The following is an 18,554-nucleotide window of genomic DNA, read 5'->3' as shown; positions in this document are numbered from 1 at the left end:
GCCGGGGGCCAGAGTGGACACGACGACGGCGATGGTGGGCGGGTCGGTGCTCGCCCTCTTCGGTGGCGTGCTGCTGCTCTGGTGCGCCGCCGAAGTGGGCCTGCGCCTGCGGGTGCGCCGCCGGGGGGCGTCGGCGGTGGCGACCGTGGTGGCCGAGGACGACGTGCACGGCCAGCTGGACAGCGCGCCGCTGCTGTCCTTCTCGGTGCCGCCCTCGGTGGGCGGCTCCGGCGCGTGCGGGATCGCGGGGCTCGTGATCGCCCGCCCGCGCGGGCACACCCCGCTGCGCCGTCCGGACCGTTTCGCGCCAGGTGCCTCGGTGCGGATCTGTTACGACCCGCAGCGCCCGAGCCGGGTGGTGCTGGCGCCCGGGGAGGTCGGCCGGGCGGCCGTCGTCGACCTGCTGTGGAGCGTCCTGGGCGTGGGGTGCCTGGCGGCGGGCGCCGGGCTCCTGGTCGCGGTCGGCGGCTGAGCCCCGCACTCCGCGAGGGATCCGGGAGAGGCCGGCAGCAGATCCGGGGGCGGGCGCCCAGGGCGGATTCACGCCATCCCGCGCCCACCTGTCGATTTTCCGTTGACAGATCTTGAAATCCGTCATTCCATCCTCCGGAACCTGCCGAAGGCCCCCCTCCACGGGGCGCGAACCTCCGTCATCGGGTTACCGTTCGAGTGGCGTCGGTGAGGCCGGCAAGTGAAAAAGCGGGATCCGTCCGTTTGACAAGGGTGGCCGGGGTACGGTCACACTCCGCTGGTGGGGGTGTCGTGCCGCGGCAGCCCCGGGACGGTGGAGGGGTCGGGCGGAGCGCAGCCCGTGCGGCCGGCGCCGACCAGCCACATAAGGACCGGGAGAGAAGAGCGAAGGTGTCCCCGAGCAGCGAGACCGCGCACGGACAGCGACTCGTCATTGTCGAGTCGCCGGCCAAGGCGAAGACGATCAAGGGCTACCTTGGCCCCGGCTACATCGTCGAGGCGAGCGTCGGGCACATCCGCGACCTCCCCAGCACCGCGGCCGAGGTGCCGGACAAGTACACCGGCGAGGTGCGCCGCCTCGGGGTGGACGTCGATCACGACTTCGCGCCCATCTACGTGGTCAACGCGGACAAGAAGTCCCAGGTCAGCAAGTTGAAGTCGCTGCTCGCGGAGTCCGACGAGCTCTTCCTCGCCACCGATGAGGACCGCGAGGGCGAGGCCATCGCGTGGCACCTCCAGCAGGTGCTCAAGCCCAAGGTGCCGGTGCACCGCATGGTGTTCCACGAGATCACCAAGTCGGCGATCCAGGAGGCCGTGGCCAACCCGCGCGAGCTCAACCAGCGCCTGGTCGACGCCCAGGAGACCCGCCGCATCCTCGACCGCCTGTACGGCTTCGAGGTCTCGCCGGTGCTGTGGAAGAAGGTCATGCCGAAGCTGTCGGCGGGCCGCGTGCAGTCCGTCGCGACCCGCCTGGTGGTCGAGCGCGAGCGCGAGCGGATGGCCTTCCACACCGCCTCGTACTGGGACCTGGTCGGCACCTTCGGCACCGGCCGCACCCCGGCCGACGCCGCCAACCCGGAGACCTTCGGCGCCCGGCTGGCCGCCGTCGACGGCAAGCGGATCGCCAGCGGCCGCGACTTCGGCCAGGACGGCCGGCTGAAGGCCGCCAGCGCGAACACCCTGCACCTGGACGAGCAGGCGGTCCGTCAGCTGGCCGCCGCCCTGGAGCAGACGGCGTTCGCCGTCCGCAGCGTCGAGTCCAAGCCCTACCGCCGCTCGCCGTACGCGCCGTTCCGCACCACCACGCTCCAGCAGGAGGCCAGCCGCAAGCTGGGCTTCGGCGCGAAGCGGACCATGCAGGTGGCCCAGAAGCTGTACGAGAACGGCTTCATCACCTATATGCGTACCGACTCCACCACGCTGTCGGACACCGCGGTCTCGGCCGCCCGGGCGCAGGTCACCCAGCTGTACGGGGCCGACTACCTGCCGGACGCGCCGCGCACCTACGCCAGCAAGGTCAAGAACGCGCAGGAGGCGCACGAGGCCGTCCGCCCGTCCGGCGACCGCTTCCGCACCCCCGCCGAGACCGGTCTGACCGGTGACGACTTCAGGCTCTACGAGCTGATCTGGATGCGCACCGTCGCCTCCCAGATGAAGGACGCGGTCGGCCAGTCCGTCACCGTCCGGGTCGGCGGCACCTCCGCCGACGGCCGGGACGTCGAGTTCTCCGCCTCCGGCAAGATCATCACCTTCCACGGCTTCCTCAAGGCCTACGTCGAGGGCGCCGACGACCCGAACGCCGAGCTCGACGACCGCGAGCGCCGGCTGCCGCAGGTCGCCCAGGGCGACCCGCTGGCCGCCGACCGGATCACCCCGGAGGGCCACGCCACCAAGCCGCCGGCCCGCTACACCGAGGCCTCGCTGGTCAAGGAGCTGGAGGACCGGGAGATCGGCCGCCCCTCCACCTACGCCTCGATCATCGACACGATCATCCAGCGCCGCTACGTCTTCAAGAAGGGGACGGCGCTCGTCCCGTCGTTCCTCTCCTTCGCCGTGGTCAACCTGCTGGAGAAGCACTTCGGCCGGCTGGTCGACTACGACTTCACCGCCAAGATGGAGGACGACCTCGACCGGATCGCCGCCGGTGAGGCGAAGTCCGTGCCGTGGCTGAAGCGCTTCTACTTCGGCGAGGGCGAGGGCAGCGCCGCGGGCGGCGCCGCCGAGGCCGGCAACGGCGACGGCGACCACCTGGGCGGCCTGAAGGAACTGGTCACCGACCTCGGCGCGATCGACGCCCGGGAGATCAGCTCGTTCCGGGTCAGCGACGACATCACCCTGCGGGTCGGCCGCTACGGCCCGTACGTCGAGCGCGCCTCGACGGTCGAGGGCGAGCCCGGCCAGCGTGCCGACATCCCGGACGAGCTGCCGCCGGACGAGCTCACCGTCGAGCTGGCCGAGGAGCTGCTGGCCAAGCCCAGCGGCGACTTCGAGCTCGGCGCGGACCCGGTCAGCGGCAACATGCTGGTCGCCAAGGACGGCCGCTACGGCCCGTACGTGACCGAGATCCTGCCCGAGGGCACGCCGAAGACCGGCAAGAACGCGGTCAAGCCGCGCACCGCCTCGCTGTTCAAGACGATGTCGCTGGACACCGTCACGCTGGAGGACGCGCTGCGGCTGCTCTCGCTGCCGCGGGTGGTCGGCACCGACGCCGAGGGCGCGGAGATCACCGCGCAGAACGGCCGCTACGGCCCGTACCTCAAGCGCGGCACCGACTCCCGCTCGCTCACCGACGAGGACCAGCTCTTCACGATCACCCTCGACGAGGCGCTGGCGATCTACGCCCAGCCCAAGCAGCGCGGCCGGGCCGCCGCCGCCCCGCCGCTCAAGGAGCTGGGCAACGACCCGGTCAGCGAGCGCCCGGTGGTGGTCAAGGACGGCCGCTTCGGCCCGTACGTGACCGACGGCGAGACCAACGCCACGCTCCGCAAGGACGACGAGGTCGAGACCATCACGCCGGAGCGCGGGTACGAGCTGCTCGCCGAGAAGCGGGCGCGCGGACCGGTGAAGAAGGCGGCGAAGAAGGCCCCGGCGAAGAAGGCCGCGGCCAAGAAGACGACCACCGCCAAGACCGCGGCGACCAAGACCGCCGCGAAGAAGACCGCGGCGAAGAAGACCACCACCACCAAGACGGCGGCGGCGAAGAAGACGGCGGCCAAGAAGACCACCGCGAGCAAGACGGCGGCCGGCCAGGCCACCGCCACCGACGAGGGCTGATCCCAGGTCACGCCAACCGGGCCCGTGCCCCCGATCCCGGGGGTGCGGGCCCGAGGTCCGTCGGGTCCGTGCGGGCTACGTCACAACCCGGTGATGAGCGTGATCCGGAAGCCCGTTCGCAGCGTTCCGGCCAGGCCCCGCCCGCTACGCTGACCGTATGACGAGCGAGGAGCAGCCCACCCCCAGCGCCGTCCCGGCCGCCAGAGCCCGGGCGTTCGACCTGCCCGAGGTCGCGCCCGCCGGGAGCCCGGCGGACCGGGCCAGGGCCCTGCTGCGGACACGCGCCTACCGGCGCCTGTGGACCACCCAGCTGATCGGCGGCACCGCCGACCGGCTCGGTCTGCTGGTGCTGCTCGCGCTCACCGTGATCGCCGCCGCCCAGGGCGGACAGTTCGGCAGCCTGCCGCGCAGCCTCGCCTTCGCCCTCGCCGCGGTCCTCGCCGTCCGGGTGCTGGCCACCGGGCTGGTCGGCGTCGCGCTGCTCGGCCCGGTGCACCGGCTGGTCACCGGCCGGCTGGACCGGCGCTGGACGCTGTTCGGCGCCGACGTGCTGCGCGCCCTGCTGATCGGCCTCGCGCCCTGGTGGAGCGTCTGGCTGGGCTCTGCCGCCAAGCCCTCCGGGGCCGCCGTCTACGTCCTGCTCGCCACCGTGTTCGTGACCGGTGCCGCCGAGCGGGTCTGGGGGATCGCCAAGTCCGCCGCCGTCCCGGGCCTGCTGCCGCCGGCCAACCCGCACCTGCCGGCCGCCGAGCAGCGCCCGGCCGCGGCCAACCTGGACAGCGTCCGGAGCATCGACCGCTTCACCGGCTGGGTGACCGTGCCGCTCGGCGCCGTCGGCCTGGTCGCCTTCACCCTGCTCAACAACATCGGCGCGGCCGTCGGCTCCGACTGGCTCCGCGCCCACCAGCTCACCTTCGCGGCGCTCGGCGCGGCCGGGCTGTTCGCCGCCTCGGCGGTCCGCGGCTACCTCCAGCAGCTGCCCGGCGGCCCGGTGACCGTCGCCCCGGTCTCCCCGTTCCAGGGCCTGCGCGCCCCGACCGACGCGACCCCCGGCCCCGCACTCGGCAAGGGCCGCACCGGCAGCGCCCCGTACTTCACCTTCGCCGTCGCGGCCGGCTACGCCTCGATGGCGGGCGTCGCCGCGCTCGCGCTGCTGACCGCCGCCGAGCACCGCGCCGGGCCGATCGGCTACGGCCTGCTGGTGCTCGCCGCCGCCGGGACGCCCGCCCTGGGCACCCGGCTCACCCGGGCCACGCTGCCCTCGCTGTCCCGCCGCCGACTGCTCGCGCTGGCACTGCTCACCCAGGGCGTCGCGCTGATCCTGGCCGGCCTGGTGCTCGACTTCGTGCTGGTCCTGCTGCTCACCGTGCTGGCCGGCCTGGCCGCCGGGATCGTGGTCTCGGCCGGGCGCACCCTGCTCGCCCAGGAGGTCGAGGAGGCCCGGCTGCCGAAGGTCACCGAGCACCTGTTCGCGGTGCTCCGGGCCGTGGTCGCCGCCGCGCTGGTCGTCGTCCCGCTGATCGCCGCCGCCTACGGGGACGTCGAGTACGGCACCGTCGAGCCCGGCTCCTTCACCTTCATCCACGGCGGCGCGGCCCTGGCCGTCGCCACCTCCGGGCTGCTCACCCTGGTGCTCGCCGCGGTCGTGCTGCTGCGCACCGACGACCGGCGCGGCACCGCGCCGTTCGTCCGGGACCTGGTGGACTCGGTGCGCGGCGCGGGCGGCCCGGTGCCGCACCAGGGTGCGGGCACCGGCTTCTTCATCGCCCTGGAGGGCGGCGACGGCGCCGGCAAGTCCACCCAGGCCCAGGCGCTCGCCGAGTGGATCCGCGGCAAGGGGCACGAGGTCGTGCTCACCCGTGAGCCCGGCGGCAGCCCGGTCGGCCAGCGGCTGCGCGGCCTCGTCCTGGACGTCGGCAACACCGGCCTGTCGCACCGCGCCGAGGCGCTGATCTACGCCGCGGACCGCGCCGAGCACGTCGAGAACGTCATCCGGCCGGCCCTCGCCCGCGGCGCCGTGGTCATCACCGACCGGTACATGGACTCCTCCATCGCCTACCAGGGCGCCGGGCGCGACCTGGCCGCGACCGAGGTCTCCCGGATCTCCCGCTGGGCCACCGGCGGGCTGCTGCCCGACCTGACCGTCGTCCTGGACGTCGACCCGACCAGGGCCCGCGAGCGCTTCACCGAGGCGCTGGACCGGCTGGAGTCCGAGCCCACCGAGTTCCACCAGCGGGTCCGGGCCGGCTTCCTCTCCCTCGCCGCCGCCGACCCGGCGCGCTACCTGGTCGTGGACGGCAGCCAGGCCCCCGACTTCGTCACCACCGCCATCCGGCACCGGCTCGACCGCGAGCTGCCGCTCTCCGAGCAGGAGAAGGCCGCCCGCGCCGAGCAGGAGCGGCTGGCCAAGGAGGAGGCCGAGCGCCGCGCCGCCGAGGAGGCCCGCAAGAAGGCCGAGGAGGAGGCCGCCGAGCGCAAGCGGCAGGAGGTGCTGGCGCAGCTGCGGGCCGAGCAGGCGGAGAAGGAGCGGCTGGCCAAGGAGGAGGCGGAGCGGGCCGCCGCCGAGGCCCGGCGCAAGGCCGAGGAGGAGGCTCGCCGACGGGCCGCGGAGGAGGCCGAGCGCCGCGCCGCGGAGGAGGCCAAGCTCCGCGCGGCCGAGGAGGCCCGGCTGGCCGCGGAGGCCGTCGAGCGCAAGCGGATCGCCGACGAGGCGGCCGCCCAGGCCGAGCTCCAGCGGCAGCGCGAGCTCGCCCGCGAGGAGCAGCGCCGCCGGGCGGAGGAGGCGCTCCAGCGGGCCGAGGAGGCGCGGCTGGCGCAGGCCGCCGCGCTCGCGGCTGCGGCCGCCGCGGCGGAGTCGGCGGAGGGCCGGGCCGAGGGGCGGCCGGGGTCGGGTTCCGGCTCGGGTTCGGGCTCGGCGGGTTCGGGTTCGGGTTCGGCGGCGGGTTCGGGCTCGGGTTCGGCGTCGGGGGAGGCGACCACGGAGCTGCGGGCGGTCCGGGACATCCCGAAGGACGCTCCGCGGGACGCGGCTCAGGCCTCGTCGCAGGTGTCGGCTTCGGCTCCGTCGGCGTCTTCGGCTCAGGCCTCGTCGGGCGGGCTCGGGGACGAGGCGACGCGCGAGCTGTCGCCGCGGGACCGGCAGGCCGCCGTCCGGGCGGCCGAAGCCGCAGAGGCGCGCAAGGCTGCCGAGGCGCGTCGGGCCGCCGGTGCGGTCGACGAGACCACCAGGCTGCCGGTGGTACCGGCCTCGGCGGTGGACGAGACGGCCGTGCTGCCGAAGGTCCCGGCGGAGGCCGACCGGACCGCGGTGCTGCCGCGGATCGAGCCCGGGCGCGTTGAGGGCCGTACGGACGGCCGCGGCGAAGGGCGGGCCGAGGGCCGGGCGGCGCAGGCGCCGAGGCGCGCGGAGCCGGTCGACAGCACCCGTGAGCTGCCGGTGATCGGCGCGGAGCCGGCTTCCGGGCCGCAGTCGCCGTCGCAGCCGCAGCCGGCCGCCGAGCGGCCGCGGCCGGAGTGGGCCGAGGAGACGCCGATGGACGACCTGCCGAGCCTCACCGACACCCTGCTCGGCTCGCACGACGAGTGGGCGCGCTGGGAGCACGGCGGCCCGGGCCAGGGCGGTTCGTACGGCGGCCCGCAGAGCGGCGCCCAGGGCGGTGCGGAGCGGCCCGAGGGCCGTGGGAACGCCCAGGGCGAGGGTGACGGCAAGGGCAAGGGCCGTCGCTGGGGCCGCCGGGGCTGACCGGACACGCGTACGCGGCGCCGTCGGGGCGGGTCCCCGGCGGCGCCGCCGCGTTCCGTCGGGCAGCCGCCGGTGGGGCCGCGGTCCGTCGGGTGTCGGTCCGTCGCCGCGGGACCGGCCTTCCAGTCCGCCTTCCCGTCCGCCGTGCCCTCTGCCGTCCCCCGGACGGAGCAGTGGGTGTCGGAGCGGAGACGTATGCTCGACGGCGGGGAAGAGGCGCCACTGGCGCTGCCGTACGGAGCTTGGGAGCAGCAGTGGCCGTCTGGGACGACCTGGTGGGCCAGGAGCGGGTGGTCGAGCAGCTGACCGCCGCAGCCCGGGCGGCCGGGGCGACGATCGAGGCCGGTCGCGGGGCCGCCCCGGTCGAGGGCGTGAACGCCTCCCTGATGACGCACGCCTGGCTGTTCACCGGCCCGCCCGGCGCCGGGCAGGTCACCGCCGCGCGCGCCTTCGCCGCCGCCCTCCAGTGCACCAGTCCGGACCTCGCGCTCGGCGGCACGCCCGGCTGCGGGTTCTGCGACGGCTGCCACACCGTGCTGGCCGGCAGCCACGCCGACGTCAAGTACGTCCGGACCGACGGCCTCTCCATCGGCGTCGGCGACATGCGCGACCTGGTCATGCGCGCCTCCAGCTACCCGACCGGCGGCCGCTGGTCGGTGATCCTGGTGGACGCCGCCCACCGCCTCACCGAGGCCGCCGCGAACGCGCTGCTCAAGGGCGTGGAGGAGCCCTCCCCGCGCACCGTCTGGCTGCTCTGCGCCCCCTCCGTCCAGGACGTGCTGCCGACCATCCGTTCGCGCTGCCGCCTGCTGGTGCTGCGCACCCCCGCGGCTGAGGCGGTCGCCGACACCCTGGTCCGCCGCGACGGCGTCGACCCGGAGACGGCCCGGCTCGCCGCGCTCGCCGGTCAGGGCGACATCGAGCGCTCGCGCCGCCTCGCCGTCGACGAGCAGGCCCGGACGCGCCGGACGGAGGTGCTGCGCATCCCGCTGGAGGTCGGCGACATCGGCGGCTGCCTGACCGCCGCCCAGCGCCTGGTCGACACCGCCAAGGCCGATGCCGAGGCGCTCGCCGAGACCCAGGACACCAAGGAGACCGACGACCTCAAGGCCGCCTACGGCGCCTCCGAGGGCAGCAAGGCGCCGCGCGGCATGGCCGGCGCGGTCAAGGAGCTGGAGAAGCGGCAGAAGAGCCGGGCCACCCGCACCCGCCGGGAGACCCTGGGCGTCGCCCTGCTCGACCTGCTCGGCTTCTACCGGGACGTGCTCGCCATCCAGCTCGGCTCCACCGGCGCGCTCGCCAACGAGGACCAGCGGCAGGCGCTGAACCGGGTGGCCCAGGCCGGGCCCGCGGAGGGCACGCTGCGCCGGATCGAGGCGGTGCTGGCCTGCCGCCAGGCGCTGGACCGCAACGTGGACCCGCTGCTCGCGGTCGAGGCGATGACGGTGGCGCTGCGCGCGGGCTGAGGGCCGGGCGGGGCCGTTCTTCCTGGATTGCTCCGGCGGGCGGTACCCGTACGCCTCCCGGGGCGATACGCCGTCCCACTTTCGAGTGAACGAGCGACACTCGCCGGGCACACCGTCGTGTGACGGTCCGCCCGTTGTGCACGCTGGGGGCCGACTGCGCCCGCTGCCGGGGCGGTCGCCTCCCGTACGCGCCGGTTCCGGTTCGGCGCGGCCCCCTCCAGAGGTGGTGCGTCCCGTGGTTCGTTCGCTCCTCGTCATTCCCCTGCTGGCCGCCGCCCTCGGCGGGATCTGGCTGGCCCGGGGTGCCCAACAGCGCTGGCGCGACCTGCGCGCCGCCGAGACCTACGAGCTGGCCGGCGACCGCCTGCCGATGCTGGTGCGGGCGGCCGGGGCGATGGTCTGCGGGGTGTGCGTCACCGCCCTGACGGTGCTCACCACGCTCGGCGCCTTCGGCGGCCTCGGCCGGGACGTCCAGGCGCCGGACCGGGCGGAGCCGGTCGTGGACGCGGGGAGCGCGGGTGCGGGGTCGGGTGCGGGGGCGGGCGGCGGGAGCGGTGCGGGGACGGCGGCCCGGCCGCAGCAGGCGGCGCCGCCGGTGGCCGCCGAGTCGGCCGCTGCTGCCGGTGCCGGCGCCGGTGCCGCCCCGGTCGCCCCTGCCGCCGTCGGAGCGGCCGGAGCTGTCGGAGCCGCCGGACCCGCTGCGGCTCCCGCCGTGGCCAGCCGCTTCGACAGCGTCGGCCACCCCGGCGGCGGCGAGCTGCTCCAGTCCGCCGTGCTCGGCCCCGACGGCCACCCCCGCAACGTCCGGGTCTGGCTCCCGCCGCAGTACGCCAAGGAGCCGAACACCCACTTCCCGGTCGTCGTGATGCATGCGGCCGCGCCCCAGAAGACCGCCGACGCCGAGGTCCCGGACGTCTTCGAGGGCATCGGTTCGGCCCTCCAGGCCGGCAGGACCCGCCCGTTCATCCTGGTCGCCCCCGAGGCGCCGAACGGCACCGCGCACCCCTGCGAGCTGGTCGCCGCCGCCCCGGCCGCCGTCGCCGACGACGCGACGCTGCGCGGCACCATCGCGGCCTCCTTCCGCACCCTGCCGCCCGGCCCGGCCTCCTGGGGCGCCCTCGGCGTCGACGGCGGCGCGCCCTGCGCGGCCGCCGCCGGACTGTCCCGGCCCGACCTGTACGGCGCGGCCGCGGCGGTCTCTGGCCGCTACGACGCCATCGCGCTCACCCAGACCGGCGCCGAGGCCCCGGCCGGCAGCTCCGCCAAGCTGCTGCTGGCCGCCGCCAAGGCCGACTCCGCCGGGTTGGACGCGGCCCGCAAGCTCCAGTCCGCGCTGAAGGCCGGCCCCGGAGCGGCGGCCAAGGCCGACGTGCGGATCTCGGACAACGTGCAGGACTTCACCCCCGACCGGGAGCGGCTGCGGCTGGTCCGGCAGGCGGCGCAGTTCCTGGCCGAGGCGCTGGCCAAGCCGTCCTGAGCGCCCGTCCGGCGGCGCTACGCTGCCCGGTACCCCGGGGAGGGGTGCCGGGCAGCGGCGTTTCCTCCGGGGTGCTCCACTGGTTGTTCCACGGGTTGTTCCACGTGCTGGTCGATTGCGGAGTGGTGGCGGATGAGGGCCTTCGGGCGGGCGCCGGTACGGGCGCAGGCACGGACGCGGGCACGGACGCGGACGCGGGAGCAGGCACGGACGCGGGCACTGGCCGTGGCGCTGGTCGTCGCCGGGCTGCTGGCGGGCGGGTGCGGCGCCGATCCGTCCGAGGCGCCGGGGGCGTCCCCCTCGGACCCGGCCGGCTCCGGCAGGCCCTCCGCCCCGGCGGCCGCGGCGGCGTCCGGGGCTGCCGGGGCCGCCGGGGCGACCCCGTTGGAGCCGCTGCCCGCCGCCGTCCCGGCCGCGCTCGCGCCGTACTACGCGCAACACCTGGCCTGGCAGCCCTGCGACAGCGGGTTCGAGTGCACGACGTTCCGGGTGCCGCTGGACTACGACCACCCGGGGGACGGCGATCTCACCCTGGCGGCCGCCCGCGCGGCGGCGGAAGCCGCCCCCTCCGCCTCCCCTTCCGCTTTCCCGGTCGCGCGGCTCGGCTCCCTGCTGCTCAACCCGGGCGGGCCCGGCGGCTCGGCGATCGAGTACCTGGAGGCCGCCGCCCGGACGTACGACCACGGGGTGCGCGCCCGGTACGACCTGGTCGGCCTTGACCCGCGCGGGGTGGGCCGCAGCAGCCCCGTCAGCTGCCTGAGCGGTGACCGGATGGACGCCTACACCGCCGTCGACCTGACCCCCGGCGACCAGCACGGGATCGACGCGCTGATCGCGGCCGACAAGGAGTTCGCCGAGGGCTGCCGGAAGCAGGCCGGGGCGGCGCTGGGCCACCTCGGCACCGTCGAGGGCGCCCGCGACATGGACGTGCTGCGCGCCCTGCTCGGCGACGAGAAGCTGAACTACGTCGGCAAGTCCTACGGCACCTTCCTCGGCGCCACCTACGCCGGGCTGTTCCCGAGCCGGGCCGGACGGCTGGTGCTGGACGGCGCGATGGACCCGGCGCTCGACTCCGCCACCGGCAACCGCACCCAGGCGGGCGGCTTCGAGACCGCCTGGGCCGCCTTCGCCCGGGACTGCGCCACGCGCGAGGACTGCCCGCTCGGCCGCACCGAGCAGCAGGTCGGCGAGCAGCTCACCGCCCTGCTGGAGGGCGTCCGCGCCGCCGCGTTGTCCACCACCGAGAGCGGCCGTCGGCTCACCGGGTCCCAGGCGACCACCGGCGTCATCCAGGCCATGTACGCCGACTTCCTCTGGCCCAAGCTGCGCGCCGCGCTCGCCGACGCCACGGCGGGCGACGGCACCGGTCTGCTGAAGCTCTCCGACGACTACTACGGGCGCGAGGCGGACGGCTCGTACCCCAACCTGATGTTCGCCAACACCGCGGTGAACTGCCTCGACCTGCCCGCCCCGTTCCGCGGGCCGGAGGACGTCCAGCGGGCCGTGCCGGAGTTCGAACGGGTCTCGCCGCACTTCGGGCGCGACATGGCCTGGATGGCCCTGACCTGCACGTACTGGCCGGTCCGGCCCACCGGTACGGCGCACACCATCCGCGCGGCCGGCGCCGCCCCGATCGTCGTCATCGGCACCACCCGCGACCCGGCCACCCCGTACGCCTGGGCCCGGTCGCTGGCCGACCAGCTGGAGTCCGGCCGCCTGCTCACCTTCGACGGCGACGGCCACACCGCGTACGGCCGGCACAGCACCTGCGTGGACGGAGCGGTGAACCGCTTCCTGCTGACCGGGGAGGCCCCGGAACAGGGCAAGCGCTGCGACCGGTAGGGCGTGCCCGGAGCCGGGAGACCGACAGGTGGTTCTCACTTCAACCGATTACCGGTACGACGTTACGATGAGCGCCCCCTGCCACCCTCCCCTGCACCGGAGCTCATCGTGCTCGGAGTCAACGACCTGGCGACGTACGTCCTCGGCGCCCTCGTCATCATCCTGCTGCCCGGCCCCAACTCCCTGTACGTGCTGTCCGTCGCGGCCCGCAAGGGCATCCGCACCGGCTACCGAGCCGCGGCCGGCGTCTTCATCGGCGACCTCACCCTGATCAGCCTCACCTCGCTGGGCGCGGCCTCCCTGCTCAAGGCCAACCCGGCCGTCTTCGCCGTGGTCAAGTTCGGCGGCGCCGCCTACCTGCTCTGGATCGGCTACGGCATGCTCCGCGCCGCCCGCCAACTCTGGCGCGACCGCCGCGCCGCGGCCGACCCCACCGCCGAACCCGCCCCCGAATCCACCGAGAACCCCTTCCGCCGGGCCCTGGTGATCAGCCTCCTCAACCCGAAGGCCATCCTCTTCCTGCTCTCCTTCTTCACCCAGTTCGTCGACCCCGGCTACGGACAGCCCGCCCTCTCCTTCGCCCTCCTCGGCGGCATCCTCCAGACCTTCAGCTTCCTCTACCTCTCCCTCCTCATCTTCGCGGGCACCACCCTCGCCACCGCCTTCAGCCGCCGCAAGCGCCTCTCCGCCACCCTCACCAGCGGCGTCGCCGTCCTCTTCGCCGGCTTCGCCGCCAAACTCGCCGTCTCCTCCGCCTGACCACCGCCCCCGGATACCGAGTACGGATCACCCGCGAACCTGTGTAGACTGGCCCGCGTTGCCGCCACACACGGCAGCGGTGCCGCCTTAGCTCAGTTGGCCAGAGCAACGCACTCGTAATGCGTAGGTCGCGGGTTCGAATCCCGCAGGCGGCTCAGTGAAGGCCCAGGTCAGGAATTTCTGACCTGGGCCTTTTTGCGTGCGCCGGGGGGCGGGGGTTACTGGTCGAGGTAGGTGAGGACGGCCAGGATGCGGCGGTTGGCGGTGTCGGTGGGGTGGAGGCCGAGCTTGGTGAAGATGTTGGTGATGTGCTTGGCGACGGCCTTCTCGGTGATGAAGAGGGATTGGGCGATGCCGGTGTTGGAGCGGCCCTGGGCGAGGGATTCGAGGACTTCGCGTTCGCGGGGGGTGAGGGTGGCGAGGGCGGTGTCGCGGTCCTTGCGGACCAGGAGTTGGGTGACGACCTGGGGGTCCATGGCGGTGCCGCCGGCGGCGACGCGGTGGATGGCGTCGAGGAACTGGGTGCCGTTGGTGACGCGGTCCTTGAGCAGGTAGCCGACGGCGTGGCCGCCGGTGGCGAGGAGTTCGCGGGCGTAGAGGGGTTCGACGTACTGGGAGAGGAGCAGGACGGGGAGGTCGGGGGTGGTGCGGCGGGCGGTGAGGGCGGCGCGCAGGCCCTCGTCGGTGAAGGTCGGCGGCAGCCGGACGTCGACGATCGAGACGTCCGGCCGCTGCTCGGTGAGGGCCCGGAGGAGGTCGGGGCCGTTGTCCACGGCGGCCGCCACCTCGTGGCCGTGGGCCTGGAGGAGGCGGATCAGGCCGTCCCGGAGGAGGAAGTGGTCTTCGGCGAGGACAATGCGCACGGAAGCTCCAGGGTCACCGTGGTCGGACCGTCGGGGGGACTGCTGACGGCGACGACCCCGTCGAAGGTGGCGAGCCGCCGTTCGACGCCGCGCAGGCCGGTGCCGCGGCGGGCGTCCGCGCCGCCCCGCCCGTTGTCGGAGACGGTGATGCGCAGTACGCCGCGATCGTAGCGGAGTTCGATTCCGGCGCGGCCGGCGTCGGAGTGCTTGACGACGTTGGTGAGGAGCTCCGAGACGGCGAAGTAGGCGGCGGACTCGACGGGCATCTCGGGGCGTCCGGGGAGGTCCGCCGAGACCTCGGTGGGGACCGGGCAGACCATGGCCAACGCCCGTACCGCGTCGGTGAGTCCGCGGTCGGCGAGGACCGGCGGGTGGATGCCGCGGACCAGGTCGCGGAGCTCCTCCAGGGCCTTCGCGGAGGACTGGCGGGCCTCGACCAGCAGGGCGCGGACGGCCTGCGGGTCGGTCTCCAGGAGGTGTTCGGCGGCGTCCAGGGTCATGCCCATCGCGACCAGTCGGGCCTGGGCGCCGTCGTGCAGGTCGCGCTCGATCCGGCGGATCTCGGCCATCCGGGTGTCGACGGCGGTGCTGCGGGTGGCGGTCAGGTGGGCGATCCGGCCGGCCAGCAGCTCCTGCTCGCCCGGGGCGAGCATCGAGCGGATGTGGCGGGCGTGCCGGCGGACCGTGCGGGGCGCGAGCCAGAGCGCGAGCGGGAATTGGAGCAGGCCGAGGACGCCGGCGAGGACGGCGGTGGCGGTGCCCTCGATCGGGATGAACTGGTACCAGAGGCCGTCCCACTCGGTGGACAGCTGGACGCCGAAGAAGGCCAGGAAGACGCCCCAGAGGCCGTTGAGCAGGACGGCGACCGGCAGGAAGGCGAGCAGGCTGCCGACGAACGGCTCGGCGAAGACCCAGCAGAACTCCCGACGGGTCTGCGGGTCGCGGGTGATCCAGCGGTAGCGGGCGAGGATGCCGGAGGCCCACTCGGGCACCGGCGGCAGCGGGCCGGGCGGTCCGGGGAACCGGACGTCGGACCACTCGGCGGCCAGGGCGCGCTGACGGTCGGCCAGGTCGCGCACCCCGGCCATGGCGCGGGGGACCAGGCCGAGGCCCGGCCCGACGAGGGAGATCGCGCACGTGACGCCGAGGGAGTGGACGAGGGCGAGGGCGGAGAGCCGACTGAGGGTCAGGGACCGCCGGAGGGCGGTGAGTCCGGTGGACACCGAGAAGCCCGTGGCCCTGTTCGGTGTGGTGCCCTCCTCGCTCGGCGCCGGGCCCTCCCCGTTGTGCATCGTGTTGTTCACGGACGCGATCCCCTCCCGGTGGTGCCGTTGTGCGGCCCGGTCGCGCCGGCCCGTGAGGCCATTCTGACGACTGCGGGGAGGCCTTGTCGGTGGGAGAAACTCCCCCTTTGGTCATACGGGATATCTGCCGAACGGCAGATGGCAGAAGCCCGCGGACCGGCCAGGCTTACGAGCGTGCTCACGTGCCCCAGGAAACGCGCCCGGAGCGGCGCATCCGACCCCGACCGCAAGGAGGACGACGTGGACCGACGTACGAGAACCGGATACGGGCCGGTCGTTCTCGTGGTGGCCGCGCTGCTGTCGCTCGCCGGCTGCGCCGACGCGATGGACGCCGCGCCCGAGGACAGGACCTTCGAGTTCGCCGCCCAGAGGCTGAACGTCGTGTCGCACGGTGCCCCCGCCGACCTCGTCGCGGTCGACCGGAAGGACGTCAAGGTCACCCGCTGGTTCGAGACCAGCGGCAAGGTCGGCAGCGCCAAGGCCTCCTGGGAGCTGAAGGACGGGGTCCTCGACCTCCGGGCGGGGTGCTCGGGGATCGCCAACTGCGACACGAAGTACCGGGTCGAGGTGCCCAAGGGCGTGGCGGTCCTGCGGGACGGGCGCGAGACGGAGCTCAAGGGGTGAAGGCGATGACTCCTGGCGGAGGGACGGGGAACATGCTCGAACTGGTTGATGTCACCAAGGTCTACAAGGGCGGCAAGCGGGCCGTCGACGGCGTCACGATGCGCCTCGGGCCGGGAATGGTCGGGCTGTTGGGGCCGAACGGCGCCGGGAAGTCGTCGCTGATGCGCATCGTGGCGACGGTCACCCGGCCCACGGGCGGGCAGGTCCGGTACCAGGGCGCCGACGTGGTGGCCGAGCCGGACCGGTTGCGCCGGGAACTCGGATACCTGCCACAGGACTTCGGGGTCTACCCGAACCTGACCTCGCGGGAGTTCCTGTCCTACCTGGCGGCCGCCAAGGGGATCGGAGCCCGTTCCGCCCGGGCCCGGATCGACGAGCTGATCCAGCTGGTCAACCTGACCGAGGCGGTCAGGCGCCCGCTCGGCACCTACTCGGGCGGCATGCTCCGCCGGGTCGGCATCGCGCAGGCCCTGCTGGCCGACCCCAGGGTGATCGTGGTCGACGAGCCGACCGCCGGCCTGGACCCGGAGGAGCGGGTGCGCTTCCGCAACCTGCTCAGCGAACTCGCGGCGGAGCGGGTCGTGATGCTCTCGACCCACATCGTCTCCGACGTCGAGTCGGTGGCCTCCGACATCGCCGTGGTCGCGCACGGCCGGCTACTGCGCCGGGGCGCGCCCGACGAGCTGCTCCGGGAGATCGACGGGCAGGTCTGGGAGGCGGTGGTCGCACCGGCGGACCTCCTGGAGGTCCAGGCCCGCCACGTGGTCAGCCGGATGGTGCGGACGGGGAACGGCGTGCGGGTGCGGCTGCTCGCCGCCGAGCCGCCGCGGCCCGACGCGGTCCGGGTCGTGCCGGATCTGGAGGACGCCTACCTGGGCGTCATCCACCGGCCGGGCGGCTCGGCCCGGACCGAGCAGCGGGCGGTGCGGCGATGAGGGCGACGGTGACGGGTCCGGCGGTCGGGTCGGCTTCGGCTTCGGGGTCGGGGTCGGGGTCGGGGGTCGGGTCGGCGTTGGCCAGGCTGGCGGTCGGCGACTTCCGGGACCGGGTGCGCCGACCGGTGTACGCGGTGACGCTGCTCGCCGCGGTCGGGCTCGGCTACCTGGCCGTACCGGACGCCGGCGGCCACTGGACGGTCATGGACGTGGGCGGCCACCGGGGCATCTACAACAGCGCCTACGTCGGCGCGGTCACGGCCCTGGCCGGTGCGCTCTGGCTCACCTTCGGCGGCTTCTACGTGGTGCGCAGCGGCATCGCGCGGGACGAGGCGAGCGGGGTCGGCCAGGTCCTCGCCGCCACCCCGCTGCGCAACTCCCGCTACCTCCTGGCCAAGTTCCTGAGCAACCTGCTGGTGCTCGCCTCCATGGTCGGCGTGCTGGCCGTCACCGCGCTGCTGATGCAGCTCGCCCGCGGCGAGGACCGCGCGGTCGACCCGATAGCCCTGGTGGCGCCGTTCCTGCTGCTCGCGCTGCCCCTGATGGCGCTCACCGCGGCGGCGGCGCTGCTGTTCGAGACGGTGCCGCTGCTGCGGGGCGGCTTCGGGAACGTCGTCTGGTTCGTGCTGGCCATGGTGCTCGCGCTCGGCGGGCAGTCGGCTTCCGCGCCGCTGGACGGCCTCGGCGTGCACCAGGTCGCGCGGTCGATGGGCGCGGCGCTGGAGGCCCGGCACGAGTCGGTCGGCGACGGCGGGTTCAGCCTCGGGCTGACCAAGGTCGACAAGCCGCTGGGCACCTTCCTCTGGGACGGGTTCGAGCCGTCCGCCGGGTTCGTCCTCGGGCGGCTGGCCCTGGTGCTGCTGGCGATCGGCCTGGCGCTGCTGCCAGCCCTGTGGTTCGGCAGGTTCGATCCGGCGCGTGCCTCCGGCGGTGCGTCCGGGGGTGCGGCTGCCGCCGGGGCCGTGGCCGGGGCCGTCGCGGAGGTGATGGCCGGGGAGTCGTCCGGGGCCGAGGGGACGGAGACGGCGGGGGCGCGCTGGCCGACCGTACCGGGTGCCCGGCCACGGACCGAGCCGCAGCGGACCGCCCTGCCGCAGGCCGAAGCGCGGCGGGCCGGGGCGTTCGGGCGGCTGCTGGCGGGGGAGGCCCGGATCCTGGTGCAGGGCGTCTCCCGCTGGTGGTGGCTGGTCGCCGCCGGGCTGACGGTGGCCGGGTTCGTGCTGCCGATGGACGCCGTCACCGGCCTGCTCCTGCCCCTGGCGTGGCTGTGGCCGGTCCTGATCTGGTCCCGGCTCGGCAGTCAGCAGGTCGAGAACGGTCTGGAGGTGCTGCTCGGCGCCTACCCGTCGGCCCGGCGCAGGCTGCTCGCCGAATGGGCGTCCGGGCTGGTGCTCACCGCGGTGACGGGTGCCGCCCCGCTGATACGCCTGCTGGCGGCGGGCGACGGTGCGGGGACGGCCAGTTGGCTCGGAGGCGCGCTGTTCGTCCCCTCGCTGGCCATGGCGCTCGGGGTGGTGAGCCGGAGCCACCGGCTCTTCCAGGTGGTCTACCTGCCGCTCTGGTGGGTCCTCGTCAACAACGTCGCCGCCGTCGACTTCATGGGGGCCGTGCGCGTGAACGGCAGCCCGGGCGGTCCGGGGCCGCTGCTGGTCGGGGCGCTGTCCGCGGCCATGCTCGCGGTGGTGTTCCTGGTCGGCGCAGCCCGACGGAACGTCAAGGGCTGACCGGAGACGGGCGCCCGGGCCGTCGGCGGACGGTCCGGGCTGCCCTCGGGCTTCGGGGCACACCCAGGGGGTGT

The 18,554-nt window shown here is 74.7% G+C and carries 12 protein-coding genes and 1 tRNA gene; 11 read left to right on the top strand and 2 right to left on the bottom strand.

Going from position 1 to position 18,554, the window contains the following annotated elements:
• Positions 1–13 precede the first annotated feature (13 nt).
• From ACFY4B_RS30560 to ACFY4B_RS30525, 8 genes are all read left to right on the top strand, one after another.
• A complete protein-coding gene (locus ACFY4B_RS30560) occupies positions 14–472 on the top strand; it encodes a DUF3592 domain-containing protein (protein ID WP_387973403.1) in 459 nt (152 codons plus the stop codon).
• A 389-nt stretch (positions 473–861) separates the two neighbouring features.
• Complete coding sequence (topA, locus tag ACFY4B_RS30555; RefSeq protein ID WP_074001774.1) at positions 862–3,744, top strand: type I DNA topoisomerase; 2,883 nt, start codon at positions 862–864, stop codon at positions 3,742–3,744.
• Positions 3,745–3,901: 157 nt separating this feature from the next.
• Positions 3,902–7,486: a dTMP kinase gene (tmk, locus tag ACFY4B_RS30550; RefSeq protein ID WP_387973400.1), complete on the top strand. Its 3,585-nt coding sequence runs from the start codon at positions 3,902–3,904 to the stop codon at positions 7,484–7,486.
• 254 nt (positions 7,487–7,740) lie between these two features.
• A complete protein-coding gene (locus ACFY4B_RS30545; protein ID WP_387973565.1) occupies positions 7,741–8,952 on the top strand; it encodes a DNA polymerase III subunit delta' in 1,212 nt (403 codons plus the stop codon).
• A gap of 235 nt (positions 8,953–9,187) precedes the next feature.
• A complete protein-coding gene (locus ACFY4B_RS30540) occupies positions 9,188–10,429 on the top strand; it encodes a hypothetical protein (protein ID WP_387973398.1) in 1,242 nt (413 codons plus the stop codon).
• Between the two features lie 132 nt (positions 10,430–10,561).
• Complete coding sequence (locus ACFY4B_RS30535) at positions 10,562–12,271, top strand: alpha/beta hydrolase (RefSeq protein WP_387973395.1); 1,710 nt, start codon at positions 10,562–10,564, stop codon at positions 12,269–12,271.
• 108 nt (positions 12,272–12,379) lie between these two features.
• On the top strand, positions 12,380–13,030 hold the full coding sequence (leuE, locus tag ACFY4B_RS30530; protein ID WP_387973392.1) for a leucine efflux protein LeuE: 651 nt from the start codon (positions 12,380–12,382) through the stop codon (positions 13,028–13,030).
• Between the two features lie 81 nt (positions 13,031–13,111).
• Positions 13,112–13,185: transfer RNA gene (locus tag ACFY4B_RS30525), tRNA-Thr, on the top strand.
• Between the two features lie 63 nt (positions 13,186–13,248).
• Here ACFY4B_RS30525 and ACFY4B_RS30520 read toward each other — a convergent pair.
• Positions 13,249–13,893 (bottom strand): response regulator transcription factor, encoded by a 645-nt coding sequence (locus ACFY4B_RS30520; protein WP_049654418.1) that lies wholly within the window; start codon positions 13,891–13,893, stop codon positions 13,249–13,251.
• Positions 13,845–15,197, bottom strand: a complete 1,353-nt coding sequence (locus tag ACFY4B_RS30515) for a sensor histidine kinase (protein ID WP_387973389.1) — start codon at positions 15,195–15,197, stop codon at positions 13,845–13,847. Before ACFY4B_RS30515 ends, ACFY4B_RS30520 begins: the two co-directional genes overlap by 49 nt.
• Positions 15,198–15,437: 240 nt before the next feature.
• On the opposite strand from ACFY4B_RS30515, the gene ACFY4B_RS30510 reads away from it, so the two are divergent.
• The 3 genes from ACFY4B_RS30510 to ACFY4B_RS30500 all read left to right on the top strand — a co-directional run bounded on the left by ACFY4B_RS30510 (position 15,438) and on the right by ACFY4B_RS30500 (position 18,480).
• Complete coding sequence (locus tag ACFY4B_RS30510; protein WP_049654416.1) at positions 15,438–15,821, top strand: hypothetical protein; 384 nt, start codon at positions 15,438–15,440, stop codon at positions 15,819–15,821.
• Positions 15,822–15,853: 32 nt separating this feature from the next.
• Positions 15,854–16,756 carry an ABC transporter ATP-binding protein gene (locus ACFY4B_RS30505; protein ID WP_117488493.1) on the top strand — a complete coding sequence of 301 codons (903 nt, stop codon included), beginning with the start codon at positions 15,854–15,856 and terminating at the stop codon, positions 16,754–16,756.
• Positions 16,757–16,833: 77 nt separating this feature from the next.
• Positions 16,834–18,480, top strand: a complete 1,647-nt coding sequence (locus tag ACFY4B_RS30500) for a hypothetical protein (RefSeq protein WP_387973387.1) — start codon at positions 16,834–16,836, stop codon at positions 18,478–18,480.
• Positions 18,481–18,554 lie beyond the last annotated feature (74 nt).

This window comes from Kitasatospora sp. NPDC001261 (assembly GCF_042896795.1).
In the GTDB taxonomy this organism is placed as follows: Bacteria; Actinomycetota; Actinomycetes; order Streptomycetales; family Streptomycetaceae; genus Kitasatospora.
The sequence above is the reverse complement of the archived record's forward strand: the minus strand, read 5'-3'. Positions and strand labels throughout refer to the sequence as shown.

Excerpts from the sequence above, each read along its gene's own strand:
- tmk (WP_387973400.1), top strand. The coding sequence starts at position 3,902 with ATGACGAGCGAGGAGCAGCCCACCCCCAGCGCCGTCCCGGCCGCCAGA.
- ACFY4B_RS30535 (WP_387973395.1), top strand. The coding sequence starts at position 10,562 with ATGAGGGCCTTCGGGCGGGCGCCGGTACGGGCGCAGGCACGGACGCGG.
- ACFY4B_RS30505 (WP_117488493.1), top strand. The coding sequence starts at position 15,854 with ATGCTCGAACTGGTTGATGTCACCAAGGTCTACAAGGGCGGCAAGCGG.